Annotated in this window: 17 protein-coding genes; 14 read left to right on the forward strand and 3 right to left on the reverse strand. The window is 46.5% G+C overall.

Annotated elements, in window-relative coordinates:
- The first annotated feature begins 193 nt into the window (after positions 1 to 193).
- The 4 genes from L0992_14975 to L0992_14990 all read left to right on the forward strand — a co-directional run bounded on the left by L0992_14975 (position 194) and on the right by L0992_14990 (position 4162).
- Complete coding sequence (locus L0992_14975) at positions 194 to 460, forward strand: DUF4212 domain-containing protein (protein XGB66980.1); 267 nt, start codon at positions 194 to 196, stop codon at positions 458 to 460.
- Between the two features lie 10 nt (positions 461 to 470).
- Positions 471 to 2174: a cation acetate symporter gene (locus L0992_14980; GenBank protein XGB66981.1), complete on the forward strand. Its 1704-nt coding sequence runs from the start codon at positions 471 to 473 to the stop codon at positions 2172 to 2174.
- Positions 2175 to 2377: 203 nt separating this feature from the next.
- Positions 2378 to 2764: a hypothetical protein gene (locus L0992_14985; GenBank protein XGB66982.1), complete on the forward strand. Its 387-nt coding sequence runs from the start codon at positions 2378 to 2380 to the stop codon at positions 2762 to 2764.
- Positions 2765 to 2776: 12 nt separating this feature from the next.
- The gene (locus tag L0992_14990) at positions 2777 to 4162 is read left to right on the forward strand and encodes a class II fumarate hydratase (GenBank protein ID XGB66983.1); all 1386 of its coding nucleotides are present in this window, start codon (positions 2777 to 2779) and stop codon (positions 4160 to 4162) included.
- 79 nt (positions 4163 to 4241) lie between these two features.
- Here L0992_14990 and L0992_14995 read toward each other — a convergent pair whose 3' ends face one another.
- Together L0992_14995 and L0992_15000 are read right to left on the reverse strand one after the other, a co-directional pair.
- Positions 4242 to 7673: a hybrid sensor histidine kinase/response regulator gene (locus L0992_14995; protein XGB66984.1), complete on the reverse strand. Its 3432-nt coding sequence runs from the start codon at positions 7671 to 7673 to the stop codon at positions 4242 to 4244.
- 131 nt (positions 7674 to 7804) lie between these two features.
- Positions 7805 to 8986: a 3-phenylpropionate MFS transporter gene (locus tag L0992_15000; GenBank protein XGB66985.1), complete on the reverse strand. Its 1182-nt coding sequence runs from the start codon at positions 8984 to 8986 to the stop codon at positions 7805 to 7807.
- Positions 8987 to 9215: 229 nt separating this feature from the next.
- Between L0992_15000 and L0992_15005 the strand changes: the two genes are divergently transcribed.
- From L0992_15005 to fis, 9 genes are all read left to right on the forward strand, one after another.
- The gene (locus L0992_15005) at positions 9216 to 11048 is read left to right on the forward strand and encodes a DUF294 nucleotidyltransferase-like domain-containing protein (GenBank protein ID XGB68742.1); all 1833 of its coding nucleotides are present in this window, start codon (positions 9216 to 9218) and stop codon (positions 11046 to 11048) included.
- An 11-nt stretch (positions 11049 to 11059) separates the two neighbouring features.
- Positions 11060 to 11692: a 3'-5' exonuclease gene (locus L0992_15010; GenBank protein XGB66986.1), complete on the forward strand. Its 633-nt coding sequence runs from the start codon at positions 11060 to 11062 to the stop codon at positions 11690 to 11692.
- 218 nt (positions 11693 to 11910) lie between these two features.
- Positions 11911 to 13860 carry an acetate--CoA ligase gene (gene acs / locus L0992_15015; protein XGB66987.1) on the forward strand — a complete coding sequence of 650 codons (1950 nt, stop codon included), beginning with the start codon at positions 11911 to 11913 and terminating at the stop codon, positions 13858 to 13860.
- A gap of 322 nt (positions 13861 to 14182) precedes the next feature.
- Complete coding sequence (gene aroQ / locus L0992_15020; GenBank protein XGB66988.1) at positions 14183 to 14632, forward strand: type II 3-dehydroquinate dehydratase; 450 nt, start codon at positions 14183 to 14185, stop codon at positions 14630 to 14632.
- A gap of 74 nt (positions 14633 to 14706) precedes the next feature.
- Positions 14707 to 15162: an acetyl-CoA carboxylase biotin carboxyl carrier protein gene (gene accB / locus L0992_15025; GenBank protein ID XGB66989.1), complete on the forward strand. Its 456-nt coding sequence runs from the start codon at positions 14707 to 14709 to the stop codon at positions 15160 to 15162.
- Positions 15163 to 15177: 15 nt separating this feature from the next.
- The gene (gene accC, locus L0992_15030) at positions 15178 to 16521 is read left to right on the forward strand and encodes an acetyl-CoA carboxylase biotin carboxylase subunit (GenBank protein ID XGB66990.1); all 1344 of its coding nucleotides are present in this window, start codon (positions 15178 to 15180) and stop codon (positions 16519 to 16521) included.
- A 186-nt stretch (positions 16522 to 16707) separates the two neighbouring features.
- Positions 16708 to 17595 (forward strand): 50S ribosomal protein L11 methyltransferase, encoded by an 888-nt coding sequence (gene prmA / locus L0992_15035; GenBank protein ID XGB66991.1) that lies wholly within the window; start codon positions 16708 to 16710, stop codon positions 17593 to 17595.
- A 139-nt stretch (positions 17596 to 17734) separates the two neighbouring features.
- On the forward strand, positions 17735 to 18703 hold the full coding sequence (dusB, locus tag L0992_15040) for a tRNA dihydrouridine synthase DusB (protein XGB66992.1): 969 nt from the start codon (positions 17735 to 17737) through the stop codon (positions 18701 to 18703).
- A gap of 23 nt (positions 18704 to 18726) precedes the next feature.
- Positions 18727 to 19023, forward strand: a complete 297-nt coding sequence (fis, locus tag L0992_15045; GenBank protein XGB66993.1) for a DNA-binding transcriptional regulator Fis — start codon at positions 18727 to 18729, stop codon at positions 19021 to 19023.
- A 121-nt stretch (positions 19024 to 19144) separates the two neighbouring features.
- On the opposite strand, the gene zntR is transcribed toward fis, so the two are convergent.
- Positions 19145 to 19576: a Zn(2+)-responsive transcriptional regulator gene (gene zntR, locus L0992_15050; protein XGB68743.1), complete on the reverse strand. Its 432-nt coding sequence runs from the start codon at positions 19574 to 19576 to the stop codon at positions 19145 to 19147.
- 325 nt (positions 19577 to 19901) lie between these two features.
- Here zntR and purH point away from each other — a divergent pair, with 325 nt between their 5' ends.
- A complete protein-coding gene (gene purH, locus L0992_15055) occupies positions 19902 to 21494 on the forward strand; it encodes a bifunctional phosphoribosylaminoimidazolecarboxamide formyltransferase/IMP cyclohydrolase (protein XGB66994.1) in 1593 nt (530 codons plus the stop codon).
- Positions 21495 to 21577 lie beyond the last annotated feature (83 nt).

Below are 21577 nucleotides of genomic sequence, written 5' to 3' on the forward strand. Positions count from 1 at the left end.
ACATTTTTCTATGGTTCTGCCTTCCAACTCCCATATTTCAGTACATTAGCGCCAATACTATCCCGACTAAAGTTGCACAGATCCCTTGACTCATCCTTGCTACATTCTAAATCGTAACATTACGTTAACAAGCTATTTTACAAAAACGGTTTCACAAAACGGTTTCTACGAAAACGGAATAAAGGAGAAGGCAATGGCGTTCGAATCTACGGAACATGCTCAAGCCTACTGGAAGGAAAACTTGGGAATTATGGGAACACTGCTCGCGGTCTGGTTTGCAGTGTCTTACGGCGCTGGCATCTTATTTGTGGATGCCCTCAATACCGTTCAGTTTGGCGGGTTCAAGCTAGGATTTTGGTTCGCTCAGCAAGGTTCGATATACACCTTCGTGGCGCTGATATTTATTTACGTTGTTCGCATGAATGCGCTCGACAAAAAATACAACGTACAGGAAGACTAGAGGCTAGCACATGGATATTCAAACTTGGACGTTTATTCTCGTCGGTATTACTTTCGCGGTATATATCGGCATCGCAATCTGGGCTCGTGCAGGGTCTACCAGTGAGTTCTACGTTGCTGGCGGTGGTGTACACCCAGTAGCAAACGGCATGGCGACTGCCGCTGACTGGATGTCGGCAGCATCATTCATCTCAATGGCAGGTATCATCTCATTCGTTGGTTACGACGGTGCAGTTTACCTAATGGGTTGGACAGGTGGTTACGTACTACTTGCGCTATGTTTAGCACCTTACCTACGTAAGTTCGGTCAGTTTACGGTTCCTGATTTCATCGGTGAGCGTTACTACTCGAAAACAGCCCGTATGGTAGCGGTATTCTGTGCAATCTTCGTATCATTCACGTACGTTGCAGGTCAGATGCGTGGTGTGGGCGTTGTATTCTCTCGTTTCCTAGAAGTCGACATTAACCTAGGTATCATCATTGGTATGGGTATTGTGTTCTTCTACGCAGTACTTGGTGGCATGAAAGGCATCACTTATACGCAGGTAGCTCAATTCTGTGTCCTCATTTTCGCCTTCCTTGTTCCAGCAATCTTTACATCAATCATGATGACAGGTAACCCACTTCCACAAGTTGGTATGGGCTCTACGCTATCAGGCACGGATGTTTACTTACTTGATAAACTGGATGGGCTCACCGAAGAACTCGGATTTACCGCCTATACCGAAGGTAACAAGAGCATGGTGGATGTCTTCTTCATCTGTGCGGCTCTAATGGTAGGTACTGCGGGTCTTCCACACGTAATCATTCGTTTCTTCACTGTACCAAAAGTACGTGATGCTCGTATCTCAGCGGGTTGGGCTCTACTGTTCATCTCATTGCTATACACAACAGCACCAGGCGTTGCAGCATTCGCTCGTGTAAACATGATCGAAACAATCAACGGCCCAGACATGCAAGGTGTCGCAGCAGCAGACGCACCAAGCTGGTACAAAAACTGGGAAAGCACTGGCCTAGTAGGTTGGGAAGATAAGAACGGCGATGGCAAAATGTTCTACTCGGGCGATGAGCGCAACGAGATGAAGATTAACCGTGACATCATCGTACTGGCTTCTCCTGAGCTAGCGAAACTACCAAACTGGGTTGTAGCACTACTGGCAGCAGGTGGCCTAGCTGCCGCACTATCAACAGCCGCGGGTCTACTATTGGTAATCTCAACGTCGATTTCACATGACTTGTTGAAGAAAGGCTTCAGACCAAACATGACCGACAAGCAGGAGCTGTTAGCCGCTCGTTTGGCAGCCATGGTCGCGATTGTCGGTGCAGGTTACTTGGGTATTAACCCACCAGGCTTTGTAGCACAGGTAGTAGCGTTTGCCTTCGGCTTAGCCGCAGCATCCTTCTTCCCAGCGATTATCCTAGGTATCTTCTACAAGAAGATGAACAAGGAAGGCGCAATTGCAGGTATGTTGTCAGGTATTGCATTCACAGCAAGCTACATCATCTACTTCAAGTTCATTAACCCTGCAGCAAGCACACCTGAAAACTGGTGGTTTGGTATCAGCCCAGAAGGCATCGGTACGCTAGGTATGTGTCTAAACTTCGTAGTATCGATTGCTGTAAACAAAGTAACAGCTGAAGTACCACAAGATGTACAAGATATGGTTGAGAACATCCGTTACCCGAAAGGTGCTGGTGAAGCTCACGACCACTAAACACAACCACAAAAAAAAAGATGTTTAGCAAAAAATGAATCAGTACTTACATTGTAGGGATTAGGTACTGAATCTCAGAAAGCCGATACGTTATGTATCGGCTTTTTCTTTTTCCCTTTCATTTTATAAAAAGAGAAACAAAGGGTTGTTTTTAAAATCTCATTTGATAATAATTATCATTAACATCCAATGGGAAAATGCAAATGATGATGAAAGAACAGCAGGGTCTCTATTCGAGGTTTTACAAAGCACAAGATCGCTTTGCTTCATTAGAGCAAGTTCAAGGCCATGAGCCGTTTGTGATTCGAGACTACATCGAGTGCGCACTGACGCTTTCCGCTTACTATGAAAAGCACGCCGCCCAAGAAAACATCTTGTTGTGCGAGCTTTACCTGCGCCAAGTTTTCTTCCATTTGATTGAAGCGATTGAGTCTCCTGAACGCAGTTTCGCCTTTCGTCATATCTGCTTAGACTCTATTCACTCACCACTATTTTATTTGAAACGCCATTACTGCCAGCAACCTCAAGGCCAAGCGCGTTTTTTGAATCTCAGCCAAACACTACAACAAGTCCAAGCCCCACTTGGCTAACAAGGATAGAAAATGACCCTACAATATCGAATTGAGAAAGACAGCATGGGGGAAGTGAAAGTCCCTGCTGATGCGCTATACCAAGCACAAACTCAACGTGCTGCAGATAACTTTGCTTTTAGTTCACACAAGATGCCAACCAGCTTCATTCAAGCATTAGCATTCATTAAACAGGCCGCCGCAGACACCAACGCTCAGTTAGGCTTATTAGAAGGTGATATTGCCAACGCGATCGCCGAAGCGAGCCAAGAGATCATCGATGGTAAATACCTCGATCAATTCCCGATCGATGTTTACCAAACTGGCTCTGGTACTAGCTCCAACATGAATGCCAACGAAGTGATTGCAACACTCGCTTCAAGAAGTTTGCAGGGTGACGTGAATCCGAATGATCACGTCAATATGGGCCAAAGCAGCAACGATGTGGTACCAACCGCAATTCAAGTCAGTGTCGCTCTGATGGCTGAAAACAAACTGCTGCCTGCATTAACTCACCTTTCAGAAGCACTTACCGTTAAACAGCAAGAGCTAGCTGAGGTAGTAAAAACAGGCCGTACTCATCTAATGGATGCGATGCCAATTACCTTTGCTCAAGAGCTTGGTGGCTGGAAGTTCCAGATTGAACACGCTAAGCAAGCTATTGAAAGCACCCTACCCGCTATCAAAGCACTCGCTCAAGGTGGTACAGCGGTCGGAACCGGGATCAATGCCGACCCACGCTTTGCCGATAAGTTTGCGAGTAACTTGTCGCAGTCGACAAAGATCAGCTTTAACTCAAGTGAAAACTTCTTTTTCAACCTCAGTAGCCAAGACGCGATCGTTGCATTCTCGGGTCAGCTCAAAACTGCAGCAGTTGCGATCATGAAGATCTCAAATGATCTTCGCTGGATGAACTCAGGCCCATTAGCAGGCTTAGGTGAAATTGAATTGCAGGCGCTACAGCCAGGTTCTTCTATCATGCCGGGCAAAGTAAACCCTGTGATTCCAGAAGCCGCAGCAATGGCAGCAGCACAAGTGATTGGTAACGACACCACCATTACTGTCGCAGGCCAATCTGGTAATTTCCAACTAAATGTAATGCTGCCAGTGATTGCTCATAACGTATTAGAGAGTATAGAGCTTTTAGCTAACAGCTCTGTCGCACTAGCAGATAAAGCGGTTGCGACCTTCACGGTGCGCCAAGACAATCTTGATTTAGCACTTTCAAAGAACCCAATTCTAGTGACGGCACTCAACCCTGTAATTGGTTACTTGAAAGCTGCGGATATTGCCAAGAAAGCCTACAAAGAGGGTTTGCCAATCCTTGATGTTGCAGAAAGAGAAACCGATCTCAGCCGAGAAGAACTCAGCAAGCTGCTTGATCCAACCGCGCTCACTCAAGGTGGCATTGCAGGTTAAAATCAGTAACTCATAACAAGTCTATCGGATCAAAAAAGGCCTCATCTGAGGCCTTTTTAGTCTCTAATAGTTAATTGAATTAACTCACACGATTCAATACCGCTCTGAGTTTTAGTGGCTTCACTGGCTTAGCAATAAAGCTAAAGCTGTTGGCCTTTATCGCTGCCAACATGTCATCGGTTCTATCGGCACTGATGATGACCCCCTCAAAAGAATCTCCAAGGCGCAATCGACACTGCTGTAAGACTTCAAGGCCTGTTCGACCATTGTCGAGACGATAATCCGAGAAAATGACATCCGGCTGCCAGCCATCGTCGAGACACTTCAAGCTTTCGACCAGATCAACCGCCGTCTTAACCTCACAGCCCCAACGTCCAATCAAGTTTTCCATACCGACTAAAATTTCTCGTTCATTGTCGACACACAATATCTTGAGATGCTCGATGTCGCTGGTCACCACTGGTGTCGAAGCTTGCACGACTGGAGCAACTTTTTCTGCTCGAGCTAAGGTGATGGAAAAAACACTGCCTTGACCCGGCCATGAACGCATCGAAATTTGATGACCAAGCACATGAGCAATACCTTTGGAGATGGCTAGCCCTAGCCCCAACCCTTGGTCAGCACGAACTTGGCTACCACGAGTGAACTCTTCGAAGATCTCTTGTTGCTTGTCTTCATCAATACCAGTTCCGTTATCCCACACATCGATTCGTACCTGACCGTTCACTCGCCTCGCACCAAGCACCACTTTCCCTTCAGGGTTATAACGAAAAGCATTGGTCAAAAAGTTCTGAATCACACGCCTCAATAACTTAGGGTCTGAGTGAATGAACAATGACGATGGGATCATCTGAAACTCAATTTTTTGTTGTCTCGCTAAGGCACTAAATTCCGCATTCAAGTTAGTTAGTACGTCATGCACGGCAATCGCGTGAATGTTGGTTTCCAATTTCCCAGATTCCAATCGAGAGATATCTAGCAAGTCACCAATCAGATCTTCTGCAGCGCCTAGCGCACTCTCGATGTGAGACGAAAGCTGCTTCACCTCTTGCTCCTTTGCTACCTCTGAAAGTGACGAAGCAAACAAGCGCGCTGCATTGAGTGGCTGCATCAAGTCGTGACTCACAGCCGCCAAGAAACGACTCTTAGATTGCGATTCTTGGTCAGAGATTTGTGTCGCCTTGACCAAGCGATGGTTCAACTTTTCTAGCTCTTGAGTTCGTTCGTGTACTCTTGATTCCAAGGTTTCATTGGCATCTTTTAACGCTTGCTCTGCTTGTCTGAATACCGTGATGTCGGTAAAGCTCATTACGAAGCCGCCACTTGGCATCGGATTACCTTGCACCTCAATTACTCGGCCATCAGGACGAATACGTGAAGAGGTGTGTCGCGTGCCTTGTTCAAGGTGATAAACACGGCGGCGAACGTGATCTTCTGGGTCACCCGGACCACACAAACCTTGCTCGGCATTGTGGCGAATCACATCTGAAATGGGTCGCCCAACCTGAATCAAACCCGCAGGGAATTCAAACAGTTCTAAGTAACGTTGGTTCCACGCCACCAGCCTCATTTGCTTATCGATCACTGCGATGCCTTGACCAATGTGTTCAATCGCACCTTGTAGTAAACCACGGCTAAAATCATACAGTTCAGAGGCTTCATCAACGATGGTCGCGACCTCTTCAAGCTGCATATTTCTGCCCTGCAGAGCAGAAGTAAGTACTAACTTAGCGGAAGAAGCACCGAATACACCCGCGAGTACGCGCTCTGCATGGCGAATCAAACTTGCGGGCGCTTGTTGATTGGGAAGCAGCGGCTGTCCGTGTTGTTGCCAATAGCTGTGTAAGGCGCTTTTCGCACGCTTTCGACCGACAAAACGCGATGCCAACATCTCTAGTTCAGCGACCGTTACACGGTTCTGATACAGGCTGATATTTTCATTTTCAGGCAGTGGCGTACCAACGAATGCCGCTGATTGTAAGCGCTCACTTAGGCTTGGTCTGGTCGACATCGAAACCACGGCATAGCACAAGGTATTGAGCACAATACTCAGCACAATGCCCCAGTTAGAACTGCTGATATTCCAGCTACTGAGCAGTTCTGGCGGCGTGATAATCCACAGCAAAAGGTTACTTTCGCTATCGCCTGCCAACATGCTGGTTTGACTCATCAGAGTAATCAGCCAAATCACCGAACCGACCATTAAGCCGACATACACACCCTTTCGGTTACCCGGACGCCAGTACAAACCGCCAATCAGTGCCGGAGCGAATTGAGCAATCGCCGCAAATGAAAGGAAGCCAATTGCCGATAGGGAATGAATGGTATCGAGCGCCTGATAGAACACCCAAGCGCCAAGCAGAAGCAACAGGATCAACCCGCGACGAATAACGAGTAACAGACCCGAAAAATGACGATGGGTTCTTTGAGTTAAGCGCATACGACGCAGAAGCAAAGGCATCACTAAATCGTTCGAAACCATGATTGCTAACGCGATGGTCGAGACAATCACCATGCCACTCGCAGCAGAAGTACCACCTAAGAAAGCGAGCAAGGCAATATGATTAGCACCCTCTGCCATTGGCACGCTGATCACGTAAGTATCGGCTGGCATGTCGGTCAATAATCCCTGACCTGCCCACGCTATTGGCAGTACGAACAAACCCATCAAAATAAGATAAAGCGGAAATAACCAACGTGCTGTATGCAGATCTTGAGGGCGTTCGTTTTCAACTACCATGGTATGGAATTGGCGTGGCAAACAGACAATCGCCAACATGGTTAAAACGGTATGAATAATTAAGGTCGGAATATTCGGTGATTCGTAGGTGGAAGCCGCCACTTCCAGCAGGTCTATTTTATCGCTGCTCATCGCTAAATACATGATAAACAGACCAACAATCAAGAATGCCGCCAGCTTAACGATAGACTCAAACGCCACCGCCATCATCATGCCACGGTGATGTTCCGTATTGTCGATGTGCCTGGTACCAAACAACATGGTGAAGATGGCCAGTGCGCCAACCACAAACCAAGAGACGTGATAATCCTGATAGCCAAAATCTTGCGCCAGGCTCGGAGCAACAATATCGAGCCCCATTGTGATACCACGCAATTGCAGCGCGATATAAGGAAGAATGCCGACTACAGCAATCACGGTGACAGCCACCGCCAAGCCTTGGGATTTTCCGTAGCGAGCCGCGATAAAGTCGGCAATAGAGGTAATGTGTTCACGCTTCGCTATCAGAATCAGTCGCGCTAAGATCCGCCACCCAAGAGTGAATACCAGAATCGGTGCGAGATAGATGGGTAAGAAAGACCAAGGGTTATTGCTCGCCTGACCCACCGTTCCATAGAAGGTCCACGAAGTACAATACACCGCAATCGAAAGGCTATAGATCCACGGTCGCCAACGCGATAGCCAACGAACCTGCCTGTCTCCATACCAAGCGATCAGAAATAACACGCCCAAGTAGGCTAAAGAGACTGGAATTACTACCCATCCTTGCATTGAAAACCCTTTCTTCATCCATAAAAAAACCTCTCCATAAGGGAGAGGTTTCATTTAACTAAGGATGTGGGATTAACTCAATCGCATCGCTTAAATTCTGTGCTTTAGACTCTAATAATCACGATTGGTTATCAGCTATGAACTTCTGACTCTGGTTGATTCACTTCAACCACAGAGCTTCTTTCATCCAGTTTAATGAACAGTGCCAGTCCACCCATCGCAGCCATCGCCCAGAAGATATTGGCACCCCATAGCTCATAGCCCCAACCACTTAGTGTTGTCATTAGAGCAATGAATGCGCCCAGCGGGATTGCGTTGTACAGAGCTTGTAACGCCACCATCTTGTTTTGTTCTTCAGATTGAATGTATTGAATCGCAGCGATATGTGCCATCGCAAAGGTCACACCGTGCAGTAGTTGCACCAAAATCAGAGCAGCAATGGCCGTGGTTGATGCTGTGATACCCCAACGAGCCATCACACCTAAGGCCGCCACAACAAACAAAGTACGCAACGTTAACCCAGAGAACAATCGCTTACTCAAAGCAAACACCGCCACTTCGGCAACCACGCCCAAGCTCCATAGGTAACCAATAATGGCTTCAGAGTGCCCCGCTTCTTTCCAGTAAATCGCACTAAAGCTGTAATAAGCGGCATGGCTACCTTGCAGCAGTGCCATCAAAGCCAAGAACTTCACAACAGAAGACTCTCGCAGCAGTTCACCCAGCTTAGGACGGACGGCTTGCTGCTGAGAGTGTGTCACTGGCATCACGTTCGGATTTCTCATCGCCAGCACTAATGACACCAACACACCAGCAAACGCCGTGTACAAGATCATGTCCGTGCCAAATTGCGCGACCAAGTAACCCACCACAGTCGAACCTGCGATAAAGGCAATCGACCCCCACAAACGAGTGCGTCCGTAGTCGAGCATATTAAGACGGCTGTAGTGGTTAGCCATCGCATCCGAAAGCGGAATGATCGGCCCATAACAGAGGTTAAACAGCACCGTTGCCAACAGCATTAATATAAAGCTACCGCCAGTGAAGAAGTGGAAGCCAACAAACAGCAGTGCCGCAAAACTCAACCAACGCAGAGCCGGCATTAAGTGTTCAACTTTATGGATACGAGGCGTAATAACGAGGTTTGCCACACAACGCGTCGCAAAGCCGATACCAATCAATACACCAATGTCACCTGCAGAAACGCCTTGGTCTTCAAACCACAGTGCCCAAAATGGCAAATAAACACCATAGGCAAAAAAGAAACCAAGAAAGTACTGGGAGATCCAGCCATAGGGAGAAGGACTAAACATAGGCGACCTATAAAATGTGCAAAAAGAAGCAGCACCAATTATGCCTACGTCGCATAGGATGAAAAAGGGAATTATTGAAGAGATAGCATTCCTGTATTCAATGAATATCGACATCCCATTTAGTTCAAATATCCAGCGTTCACCAGCACTCACGATCGCATTTAGACTAAAGTCGTCTGGAGCTTCGCTGGTAATTTGTCAGACTGAAAAGAGACTCCTAACTCTTTCGATGCTTATGCCTGATAAATTTAATATGCAGCACCCGCCCTTCGATAGCCTGTCCGACGCGGAACAATTAACGCTGCGTTCCTCATTAGATGTGGTTTATTACCGAGCGCACGAGGTGATATTGGAGGCCGACCGCCCAAGTCGCCATCTGCATATTCTGATTAAAGGGGCCGTCGAAGAGCGTGCCAGCAGCGATGGTGAGATCTACGCGCACTATGCCAATGACGATATTTTCGATGTGCGCAGCCAGTTTGAGCCTCACACCAAGCACCAATATATCGCGCTAGAAGATACCTTAAGTTATCTATTACCAACAGATATCTTCCTTGAGCTTTACCACGCCAATGGCCAGTTCGCGGCTTACTTTGATAGTAACCTCTCTACCCGCAAAGCACTGATTGAAGCGGCTCAGCAACAACAGAATCTTGCCGAGTTCATACTGACCAAAGTCGACGACTCGATTTATCACCCACCACTGATACTCAAACCCGAACAACCCATTAATCAAGTCACTCAAACCCTGAAAGAACAAGGGCTTGACTCGGCTCTGGTTCATTTAGATCATGATGTTCCAAAAGCTTTTGGATCATCATGTATCTTCCCGTATGGAATCGTCACACGAACCAATTTATTGCACGCGGTGATGCTCGATAATCGCCCACTCGATACTGCGGTTGGCGAGATAGCAACCTTCCCTGTTCTGCATGTTAATCAAGGCGATTTCTTATTTAATGCCATGATAACCATGACCCGAAATCGTGTAAAAAGGCTGATGGTTTGTGATGGTCAAAACGCAGTGGGCATGGTGGATATGACGCAAATACTCAGTGCGTTCTCTACTCACTCGCACGTGCTTACTTTGCGAATTGCGCGAGCCACCAGCATTGAAGAACTGGCCATGGCTTCCAACAAGCAGCGTCAATTGGTCGAAAGCCTACTCAGTAATGGCATTCGTACACGCTTTATCATGGAGCTAATTTCAGCCGTAAATGAACAGATCATAGAGAAAGCGTTTGAGTTGGTTATCCCACCAGCGCTGCACAATCATTGCTGTCTCATCGTGCTAGGTTCTGAGGGGCGTGGAGAGCAAATCCTCAAAACCGATCAAGATAACGCGTTAATAATTCAAGATGGTTTGGAGTGGCATCAATGCCAAAGTGCCATGAACGACCTCACCCACACACTGCAGCAATTGGGTTATCCGTTATGCCCGGGCAACGTGATGGTCAACAACCCGAAATGGGTGCATTCAGAGCAAGAATGGAAACAAACCCTCACCAGTTGGGTAAGAAAAGCAACGCCAGAGACAGTGATGGATATCGCCATCATGGCGGATGCACAAGCCGTTGCAGGCAACAGGGAACTATTAAAACCGGTCAAGCAGCACTTGAGTGATTTGATGCTCGGACAAGAATTGATTCTGACCGAGTTCTGCCGCCCAGCCCTTAACTTCTCGGTTCCCTTGACCCTTTTCGGTAACGTGAAACAGTCCAAGTCAGGACTCGACATCAAACAAGGCGGTATTTTCCCAATTGTTCACGGTGTGAGAGCACTGAGCCTTGAACATGGTGTCACGGTCAATAACACCTTTGAACGTATTGAGCATCTCGTGAGTAAGAAAGTGCTAGAGCAAAGCACCGCGGATAACCTCAATGAAGCGCTCAAGCAGTTCTTTAAGTGGCGCTTATCGCAACGCCTATCGCAACAGCACAGCAGTAATAAAATCGACGTCAAATTGATGGAACGAGCAGACCGAGATCTGCTTCGTCATAGCCTGCACGTGGTTAAGAAATTCAAGCAATGGCTTGGCTATCACTATCAGATAAGGGACTAGGCGATTGAACGATGAATAGACTGGTTCGCTATTACTGGCATCACAAGCTCAAAGGCTCTTCATATCAGCCTCTATTTACTGCGCCTGTTCATCAAGAATATGTTTCACTCGATTGTGAAACCACCAGCCTCGATCCCAATCAAGCCGAACTGGTGACCATTGCCGCGACAAAGATCATCGGTAACCGAATCATCACCAGCCAACCTTTTGAAGTGCGGCTACGGGCGCCTCAATCACTCGATTGCAATTCGATAAAAATCCACCGTATTCGCCATCAAGATCTCAAGCACGGAATCGAAGAGAAACAAGCCCTAATAGAACTACTGAGCTTCATTGGTAATCGTCCTTTAGTCGGCTATCACATCCGCTATGACAAGAAAATTCTCGACCGTGCCTGTTTAAAACAGCTCGGATTTCCGTTGCCTAACCGATTAGTCGAAGTGAGCCAACTCTACCAAGACAAACTCGAAAGACAGCTGCCCAACGCCTACTTCGATCTCAGTATGGATGCCATCTGTCGCCAGCTCGATTTGCCTATTCCAGTCAATAAACATGATGCATTACAAGACGCTATCTCCGCTGCGCTGATCTTTGTTCGCCTAAAGCACGGCGACTTGCCCCGATTCAACTCTTCTTACTCTTAATTCAACCACTGGCTTTCTACATAGAGAGCAACATCTCAAAAATGAACTTAACTCGCTATTTTTTAAGTGAAAAGCGGCGTCTCATCCTAAAGTCTAATTGTGGAAATCGCCGTCCTAGCCGAGAGTGATAACACAAAGACGGTTCTGTAATAGACCTAGAAACTGAACACAAAGGAAGTTGCCAGTTCATTAGGAATGTAGGCACAAGGAGAGATGCAATGAGTGAAGCCCACGTTTATCCGGTAAAAGAAAATATTAAATCAACCACACACGCGGATAATGACACTTACCTAGCCATGTACCAGCAATCTGTTTCTGACCCTGAAGGCTTTTGGGGTGAACACGGAAAAATCGTTGATTGGATTAAGCCTTTCACACAGGTAAAAAATACCTCTTTCGACCCTGGTCATATCGACATCCGCTGGTTTGAAGATGGCACGCTTAACGTATCGGCTAACTGTATCGATCGTCACCTTGCAGAACGCGGTGATGAAGTCGCAATCATCTGGGAAGGTGATGACCCTGCCGATGATAAAACTCTAACTTTTAATGAACTACACAAAGAAGTGTGCCTGTTTTCAAATGCTCTGAAAGAGCAAGGCGTACGTAAAGGTGATGTGGTTTGTTTATACATGCCAATGGTACCTGAAGCAGCTGTTGCTATGCTGGCGTGTACCCGTATTGGTGCGGTTCATACAGTGGTATTCGGTGGTTTCTCACCAGAAGCTCTGTCTGGTCGTATTATCGATTCAAACTCTAAAGTCGTGATCACTGCCGATGAAGGCGTGCGTGGCGGCCGTGCTGTTCCATTGAAGAAAAACGTTGATGAAGCGCTGACTAACCCTGAAGTGAAGAACATCGAAAAGGTTGTGGTATTCAAGCGTACTGGCGGCGATGTTGCTTGGCATGAACACCGTGATGTGTGGTGGCACGATGCTATTGCTAATGTATCTGCAGATTGCCCACCAGAAGAGATGAACGCAGAAGACCCACTATTCATCCTTTATACCTCAGGCTCAACGGGCAAACCTAAAGGTGTTATGCACACCACTGGTGGTTACCTTGTTTATGCAGCGATGACCTTTAAATACGTATTTGACTACCAAGAAGGCGAAACCTTCTGGTGTACTGCGGATGTGGGTTGGATTACGGGTCACACATACCTTGTTTACGGGCCACTCGCTAATGGTGCAAAAACCATTTTGTTTGAAGGCGTACCGAACTACCCGAACACAAGCCGCATGAGTGAAGTGGTCGATAAGCATCAAGTGAATATTCTTTATACTGCGCCAACAGCAATTCGTGCACTAATGGCGAAAGGCAACGAGGCTGTTGAAGGCACTTCTCGTGATAGCCTAAGAATCATGGGCTCAGTAGGTGAACCTATCAACCCAGAAGCGTGGGAGTGGTACTACAAAACGATTGGTAATGAGCAATCTCCAATTGTCGATACATGGTGGCAAACAGAAACGGGCGGCATCTTAATCGCACCACTACCGGGCGCAACCGATCTAAAACCAGGCTCAGCGACGCGTCCATTCTTCGGTGTTCAACCAGCACTGGTTGATAACATGGGTAACATCATTGAGGGCGCAACCGACGGCAACCTAGTAATCCTAGATTCTTGGCCGGGCCAAATGCGTACCGTGCATGGCGATCATGACCGCTTTGAACAGACTTACTTCTCTACATTTAAAGGCATGTACTTCACCAGTGACGGCGCTCGTCGTGATGAAGATGGCTACTACTGGATTACGGGGCGTGTTGATGACGTACTTAACGTATCTGGCCACCGTATGGGTACAGCAGAGATTGAATCGGCTCTAGTCGCGTTTGATAAGATCGCAGAGGCAGCGATTGTGGGTATTCCTCACGATATTAAAGGCCAAGCGATTTACGCTTACATCACGCTGAATGATGGCGAGTTCCCAACTGCTGAACTTCATAAAGAAGTAAAAGACTGGGTACGTAAAGAGATTGGCCCAATCGCAACGCCAGATGTGCTGCACTGGACCGACTCATTGCCGAAAACTCGTTCAGGTAAAATCATGCGTCGTATCCTGCGTAAGATTGCTACCGGCGATACAGGTAACCTAGGTGATACCTCTACTTTGGCAGACCCAAGTGTGGTTGATAAGCTGATTGCCGAGAAAGCAGAACTGGCATAAGCAACCAGTCACACCCTGAATTACTGTTTAAAACAGACCTTACCTAAACCGTCACCTATGTGGCGGTTTTTTTATGGCTGATCTTGATCTCAAATATCCCGCCCCAAATTAAGGCTAAGGCGCTTTTTTGTTAAGTTGGTAACAATTCCACGCTGTATCAATAGGAGATTAGACCAGTAAATTGCTGCGATTTGCGCTGAATTAGCTATAATCTGGTTCTAATTTTTAAATTTGGGTTTTTCTCACTAGAAATTAACCGCAAATTTTCAATAAAATGGCAACATTCACGTTCGTAAACACGATAAAGGAAGATAGCCCCACGATGTCTACAAAGTTTCGCATTCTAGTTTTAAATGGCCCAAACCTTAACCTGTTAGGCCTAAGAGAGCCGGCACACTACGGTTCTCAAACACTTGACCAGATAATTAGCTCATTGACCGAGCAAGCGAAAGCACACGATGTTGAGCTATCTCACTTACAGTCAAATCGCGAGTATGAACTGATTGAAGCGATCCATAGTGCTTATCAAAATGTTGATTTTATCATTATCAACCCAGCAGCCTTTACACATACCAGTGTGGCACTGCGTGATGCACTACTTGGCGTAGCAATCCCATTTATTGAGGTTCATCTATCGAATGTTCACGCGCGTGAACCATTCCGTCACCACTCTTACCTATCTGATAAAGCAGAAGGTGTGATTTGTGGCTTAGGTGCCCAAGGTTATCAATTTGCTTTGACCGCTGCGCTCAGCAAGCTCAACTCAAAGTAAACATAAACAACGAACTATTACTAACCTACTCAGTCATAGAGTAAGTTCAATTAACAGATAAAGAGAAAGAAACAATGGATATTCGCAAAATCAAAAAGCTAATCGAATTGGTTGAAGAGTCTGGTATTTCTGAGCTAGAAATCTCTGAAGGTGAAGAGTCAGTACGAATCAGTCGTAACAGCACTGCACCTGTAGCACCTGTTCAATATGCAGCAGCTCCAGCTCCTGTAGCAGCGGCAGCAGCTCCTGCGGCGGCACCTGTAGCAGCAGAAGCAGCGGCTCCAGCAGTTCCAGCGGGACACCAAGTTCTTTCTCCAATGGTTGGTACTTTCTACGGCGCTCCAAGCCCAGACGCAAAACCATTCGTTAAAGTTGGTCAATCAGTAACAGCTGGCGAAACTCTATGTATCGTTGAAGCAATGAAAATGATGAACCAAATCGAAGCTGATAAGTCTGGTGTTGTTACCGCTATCCTAGTTGAAGACGGTCAACCAGTAGAATTCGACCAAGCTCTAGTAATTATCGAATAATAGAGAGCACTCATTATGTTAGATAAATTAGTAATCGCGAACCGTGGTGAGATTGCACTACGTATTCTGCGTGCATGTAAAGAGCTTGGTATTAAAACGGTAGCTGTTCACTCAACAGCTGACCGCGATCTTAAGCACGTACTGCTTGCAGACGAAACCATTTGTATCGGTCCAGCTCGTGGTATCGATAGCTACCTAAACATCCCTCGTATCATCAGCGCTGCTGAAGTTACAGGTGCAGTAGCCGTTCACCCTGGCTACGGCTTCCTATCTGAAAATGCAGACTTTGCAGAACAGGTAGAGCGCAGTGGCTTTATCTTTGTTGGCCCTAAAGCTGAAACTATTCGCATGATGGGTGACAAAGTGTCAGCTATCACGTCGATGAAGAAAGCTGGCGTACCTTGTGTACCAGGTTCTGACGGTCCTCTTGATGATGACGACGCGAAAAACAAAGCGCACGCTAAGCGCATTGGTTTCCCAGTAATCATCAAAGCATCTGGCGGCGGCGGCGGTCGTGGTATGCGTGTTGTTCGTTCTGAAGCAGAACTAACAGAAGCTATCGCGATGACTCGTGCTGAAGCAAAAGCATGTTTCAACAACGACATGGTTTACATGGAGAAATTCCTAGAAAACCCACGTCACATTGAAGTACAAGTGCTTGCAGATGGCCAAGGTAATGCTATCCACCTAGGTGAGCGTGACTGTTCAATGCAGCGTCGTCACCAGAAAGTTGTTGAAGAAGCTCCAGCTCCAGGTATCACTGAAGAGATGCGTAAGTACATTGGCGAACGCTGTACTCGTGCTTGTCTTGAGATTGGTTACCGCGGCGCAGGTACATTTGAATTCCTATACGAGAATGGTGAGTTCTACTTCATCGAAATGAACACTCGTATCCAGGTTGAGCACACGATTACTGAAATGGTAACGGGTATCGACCTAGTGAAAGAGCAACTGCGTATTGCTGCTGGTCAGCCTCTATCATTCACTCAAGATGATATTAAGCTGCGTGGCCACTCAATCGAATGTCGTATCAATGCTGAAGATCCAGTTCGTTTCCTACCTTCTCCAGGTAAGATTGAACGTTTCCACGCACCAGGCGGCATGGGCGTACGTTGGGAATCTCATATCTACACAGGTTACACAGTGCCACCACACTACGATTCAATGATTGGTAAGCTGATCACTTACGGTGAGAACCGTGATGTTGCTATCGCTCGTATGAAGAACGCACTGGGTGAGATGATCGTTGAAGGTATTAACGTTAATACTGAACTTCAACTGTCTATTATGAACGACGAAAACTTCCAACACGGTGGTGCGAACATCCACTACCTTGAGAAGAAGCTTGGTCTGCAATAAAACTAACCCTAAGTAATCGGTTCTTTTAAGAACATTTAAAATGCTCACTTCGGTGAGCATTTTTGTTTTTAGAGCCCCGAAAAACTCAATCTTTAATCCCCATTTTATTCCGTGGGGTTTTGGTGAATTTGCTCATATTTTCTGCTAGACTCGCCATCCAATTTTTCTCATATAGAAGATGCAGCCATGCCTTGGATTCAAATCAAGCTTAATGCTACCAATGAAAATGCCGAACAAATCGGCGACATGTTAATGGAAGAGACTGGTGCTCTTTCTGTAACTTTCCTGGATGCACAAGATACCCCTGTATTTGAGCCTCTGCCGGGTGAAACTCGCCTTTGGGGTGATACTGACATTCTCGCGCTTTACGACGCTGAGACTGATACTGGTGTCGTTCTAGCGCAGATTAAAGCAAGCAACATGTTCCCTGCAGACTTTGCTCATAAAGTAGAGCAAATTGAAGACAAGGATTGGGAACGTGAATGGATGGACAACTTCCACCCAATGAAGTTTGGTGAGCGTTTATGGATCTGCCCTAGCTGGCGCGATATCCCTGAACCTGACGCTGTAAACGTAATGCTGGATCCAGGTCTTGCATTCGGTACAGGTACTCACCCAACAACGGCATTGTGTCTTGAGTGGCTTGAAGGCCTAGACCTTACAGGCAAAACCGTGATCGACTTCGGTTGTGGTTCAGGCATCCTAGCGATCGCAGCGATCAAACTTGGCGCAGCAAAAGTTATCGGGATCGACATTGATCCTCAAGCTCTGCTTGCATCAAAAGACAACGCACAACGCAATGGCGTTGCTGAGCAACTAGAGGTGTTCTTGCCACAAGATCAACCTGAAGGTTTGCTGGCTGACGTTGTTGTTGCCAACATTCTTGCGGGTCCATTACGCGACCTTTCAGGCATCATTAAAGGCCTAGTTAAGCCAAATGGTGTACTTGCGATGTCGGGTGTTTTAGATACACAAGCGGAAGATGTTGCGACTTATTATCGTGATGAGCTTCACATTGATCCGATCATCGAGCAACAAGAGTGGTGTCGTATCTCTGGTCGCAAGCAAGGCTAGACAAGACTTTGGGCGCTAATTGATTGAATTTTATGCAAATTACAAAAACAATTTGTAAATGCTCAAATATTAGTCTTTTCACGCAGCGAAAAAATGCGTAAAATGCGCGCCCTTGCTGGTACAGAACTGTGATGACGTTTTGAAAATCGGAAATTATCAACTTAAGAACAATCTAATCGTCGCTCCAATGGCTGGCGTAACGGATAGACCATTCCGTGAGTTGTGTCTTCGCTATGGTGCGGGGATGGCAGTCAGTGAAATGATGTCCTCCAATCCTAAGGTTTGGAAAACGTCGAAGTCTCAGCAGCGTATGGTACATGAAGGCGAATCGGGCATTCGTTCAGTACAAATCGCTGGTGCAGATCCACAGCTTATGGCCGAGGCTGCTCAATTCAATGTCGATAACGGTGCGCAAATCATCGATATCAATATGGGTTGTCCAGCCAAAAAAGTGAATAAGAAGCTTGCGGGCTCTGCCCTACTTCAGCATCCAGAACTCATTGAAGAGATCTTGAAGGCTGTCGTAAACGCAGTCGACGTTCCAGTAACGTTAAAGACTCGTACAGGCTGGGATACAGATAACAGAAACTGTGTCCAAATCGCTAAAATAGCCGAAGACTGCGGCATACAGGCACTTGCCCTTCACGGGAGAACTCGCGCTTGTATGTACAAAGGTGAGGCAGAATACAAACACATTAAAGCGGCGAAACAAGCTGTATCTATTCCGGTTATTGCTAACGGTGATATCGATAGCCCGGAAAAAGCTAAGTTTGTGCTGGAGTACACCGGCGCTGACGCTTTGATGATTGGTCGTCCTGCCCAAGGTCGTCCGTGGATTTTTAACGAAATCCTACACTATTTGGAAAACGGCACCACGATGGACCCGCTCCCAATCTTGGAAGTGAAGGACATCATGCTTGGTCATGTTAACGCTCTGCATGAATTCTATGGAGAGTTTTTAGGCCCTCGCATCGCTCGTAAGCATGTGGGTTGGTATCTAAAAGAGCATGAACAAGCGAGTGAGTTTCGCCGTACCTTCAACGCACTCGAAGCAGGTGATCTGCAGCTTGAGGCGCTAGAAGGTTATTTTGATAACGTTGCACCATAATTACGAGAAGAGCTAGACCGAATATGTTCGAACAAAATCTGACTTCAGAAGCATTGACAGTGACTACAGTAACATCACAAGACCAAATCACGCAGAAACCACTACGTGATTCAGTGAAAGCATCATTGAAAAACTACCTTGCTCAATTAAACGGTCAAGAAGTCAGCGAGTTATACGAACTAGTATTAGCTGAAGTTGAACAGCCACTACTAGACACCATCATGCAGTACACTCGCGGTAACCAAACTCGCGCAGCAACTATGATGGGTATCAACCGCGGTACTCTTCGCAAGAAACTTAAAAAATACGGCATGAACTAATCGTTCTTTCGTAATTAATTGAATTGAAAGCCAAGCTCATTGATTGAGTTTGGCTTTTTTTTGGCTTGTCGATTGAGTACCAGAAAGAATCTAGCATCAGAACTGTTTATGAAAGGCGCTGTTAGCTACAGCAACGCCCCTTATCAAGATTAGCTGAGTCTAAGGCTGCCAGAATAGAACAATGGCTCGCATCGTCGTCTATGTGGCCACAACACGCATCATTAATCTTCTTGAGTGCCGTACGAATCTTGGTGAGCTCGGTAATCTTTTCATCGATCATCTCCAACTTGGCTGTAGTAATCGACTTCACTTCGGCACAACTGTGCTGCGTCGCTTCCAAACGAATCTCAAGCAATTCTTTAATCTCATCCAAACTCAGCCCCAACTCTTTGGATTTGAGAATAAAGGTCACCTGTTTCTGGTTATTTTCATCATAGAGACGATAACCAGACTCACTGCGACTGGCTGGCGCTATCAGGTTATTCTTCTCATAAAATCGCAAGGTATCGGCCGTCACACCGCATCGTTTCGCTAATTCACCGATCTGGAACATGTTTTTTCCTACTCTTTCGTCCATTCCACAATTAACCTTATCGTTACTTTTCAGGCTGAAATGGTACTTTTCATAATTAATTTTGAGATGCCAAACGATTGCGCGAGCTTTTTTGTAATAAATTAGTTAGAATCTGCGCCATCAAATTTGGAGTTGGTTATCTTATAGCTAGATCATAAGACAAACCCAAAAGGTCTTTACCAAAACTGGCCAATATTTTATCTCTTACTGGTATCTAAGATAATCCACGCTAAGAAGATAGAAACAAGTTCTTTTTTGGCAAATATCTTTATTTTAACCCCATGAATTTGAGGAAGATGGAAGCATGAATAACGCTCGTCCAATTCGCCGCGCTCTAATCAGCGTATCAGACAAAACTGGTATCGTTGAATTTGCACAAGCTCTTGCTAACCGTGGTGTAGATATCCTATCTACCGGTGGCACTGCTCGCCTGCTTGCTGAAAAAGGCATCTCTGTTACAGAAGTATCTGACTACACTGGTTTCCCAGAAATGATGGATGGCCGTGTTAAGACTCTGCACCCAAAAGTTCATGGTGGTGTTCTAGGCCGTCGTGGTCAAGACGATGACGTGATGGAAACTCACGGTATCAACCCTATCGATATGGTTGTTGTAAACCTATACCCATTCGCAGAAACCGTTGCTAGAGAAGGTTGTACCCTTGCTGACGCTGTTGAGAACATCGACATCGGCGGTCCTACAATGGTTCGCTCTGCAGCGAAAAACCACAAAGACGTGACTATCGTTGTAAACGCACACGACTACGAGCGCGTTGTTGCTGAAATGGACGCGAACGAGAAATCTCTAACGCTAGAGACTCGCTTCGACCTAGCTATCGCAGCATTCGAGCACACAGCTTCTTACGACGGCATGATCGCAAACTACTTCGGCACTATGGTTCCTAGCTACGGCGAGAACAAAGAAGGTGACGAAGAGTCTAAATTCCCTCGTACATTCAACCAGCAGTTCGAGAAGAAACAAGACATGCGCTACGGTGAGAACAGCCACCAAGCAGCAGCATTCTACGTTGAAGCAAACCCAGAAGAAGCGTCAGTGTCTACTGCTCGCCAAATTCAAGGTAAAGCACTTTCTTACAACAACATCGCTGACACTGACGCAGCACTTGAGTGTGTGAAAGAGTTCGACCAGCCAGCATGTGTGATCGTTAAGCACGCTAACCCATGTGGTGTAGCACTAGGTGAAGACATCCTAGAAGCTTACGACCGTGCATTCAAAACAGACCCAACGTCTGCATTTGGCGGCATCATCGCTTTCAACCGTGAACTAGACGCAGCAACAGCAACGGCTATCACTGAGCGTCAATTCGTTGAAGTTATCATTGCACCTTCTGTTTCTGCTGAAGCAGTAGAAATCGTAGCGGCTAAGAAAAACCTTCGCCTACTTGAGTGTGGCGAATGGACAACTAAGACAACTGGCTTTGACGTGAAACGCGTTAACGGTGGCTTGCTAGTTCAAGACCGTGACCAAGGCATGGTGTCTGAAGACGACCTTAAAGTGGTTTCTAAGCGCCAACCTACAGCTGAAGAGCTAAAAGATGCGCTATTCTGCTGGAAAGTAGCGAAGTACGTTAAATCTAACGCGATCGTTTACTCGAAAGGTGACATGACTATCGGTGTAGGCGCAGGCCAAATGAGCCGCGTTTACTCTGCGAAAATCGCAGGCATCAAAGCTGCAGACGAAGGTCTACAGGTTGAAGGTTGTGTGATGGCATCAGATGCATTCTTCCCATTCCGTGACGGTATCGACGCGGCAGCAGAAGCGGGTATCAAGTGTGTTATCCAACCGGGCGGCTCTATGCGTGATGACGAAGTTATCGCAGCAGCAGACGAGCACGGCATGGCGATGATCTTTACAGGCATGCGTCACTTCCGCCACTAATTTCCTGTTTATCTAAACGATTAGTAATTATCGAGCCTCTCAACTTTGAGGGGCTTTTAAGAATTAAAGACTTAAGGATTGAA

Origin of the sequence: Vibrio pomeroyi (assembly GCA_041879425.1) — a bacterium.
Classification (GTDB): domain Bacteria; phylum Pseudomonadota; class Gammaproteobacteria; order Enterobacterales; family Vibrionaceae; genus Vibrio; species Vibrio pomeroyi_A.

Excerpts from the sequence above, each read along its gene's own strand:
- L0992_14975 (XGB66980.1), top strand. The coding sequence starts at position 194 with ATGGCGTTCGAATCTACGGAACATGCTCAAGCCTACTGGAAGGAAAAC.
- accC (XGB66990.1), top strand. The coding sequence starts at position 15,178 with ATGTTAGATAAATTAGTAATCGCGAACCGTGGTGAGATTGCACTACGT.
- L0992_14990 (XGB66983.1), top strand. The coding sequence starts at position 2,777 with ATGACCCTACAATATCGAATTGAGAAAGACAGCATGGGGGAAGTGAAA.
- prmA (XGB66991.1), top strand. The coding sequence starts at position 16,708 with ATGCCTTGGATTCAAATCAAGCTTAATGCTACCAATGAAAATGCCGAA.
- L0992_14985 (XGB66982.1), top strand. The coding sequence starts at position 2,378 with ATGATGATGAAAGAACAGCAGGGTCTCTATTCGAGGTTTTACAAAGCA.
- L0992_15010 (XGB66986.1), top strand. The coding sequence starts at position 11,060 with ATGAATAGACTGGTTCGCTATTACTGGCATCACAAGCTCAAAGGCTCT.
- zntR (XGB68743.1), bottom strand. The coding sequence starts at position 19,576 with ATGTTCCAGATCGGTGAATTAGCGAAACGATGCGGTGTGACGGCCGAT.
- L0992_15000 (XGB66985.1), bottom strand. The coding sequence starts at position 8,986 with ATGTTTAGTCCTTCTCCCTATGGCTGGATCTCCCAGTACTTTCTTGGT.
- accB (XGB66989.1), top strand. The coding sequence starts at position 14,707 with ATGGATATTCGCAAAATCAAAAAGCTAATCGAATTGGTTGAAGAGTCT.
- purH (XGB66994.1), top strand. The coding sequence starts at position 19,902 with ATGAATAACGCTCGTCCAATTCGCCGCGCTCTAATCAGCGTATCAGAC.
- acs (XGB66987.1), top strand. The coding sequence starts at position 11,911 with ATGAGTGAAGCCCACGTTTATCCGGTAAAAGAAAATATTAAATCAACC.
- fis (XGB66993.1), top strand. The coding sequence starts at position 18,727 with ATGTTCGAACAAAATCTGACTTCAGAAGCATTGACAGTGACTACAGTA.
- L0992_15005 (XGB68742.1), top strand. The coding sequence starts at position 9,216 with ATGCTTATGCCTGATAAATTTAATATGCAGCACCCGCCCTTCGATAGC.
- L0992_14995 (XGB66984.1), bottom strand. The coding sequence starts at position 7,673 with ATGCAAGGATGGGTAGTAATTCCAGTCTCTTTAGCCTACTTGGGCGTG.
- aroQ (XGB66988.1), top strand. The coding sequence starts at position 14,183 with ATGTCTACAAAGTTTCGCATTCTAGTTTTAAATGGCCCAAACCTTAAC.
- L0992_14980 (XGB66981.1), top strand. The coding sequence starts at position 471 with ATGGATATTCAAACTTGGACGTTTATTCTCGTCGGTATTACTTTCGCG.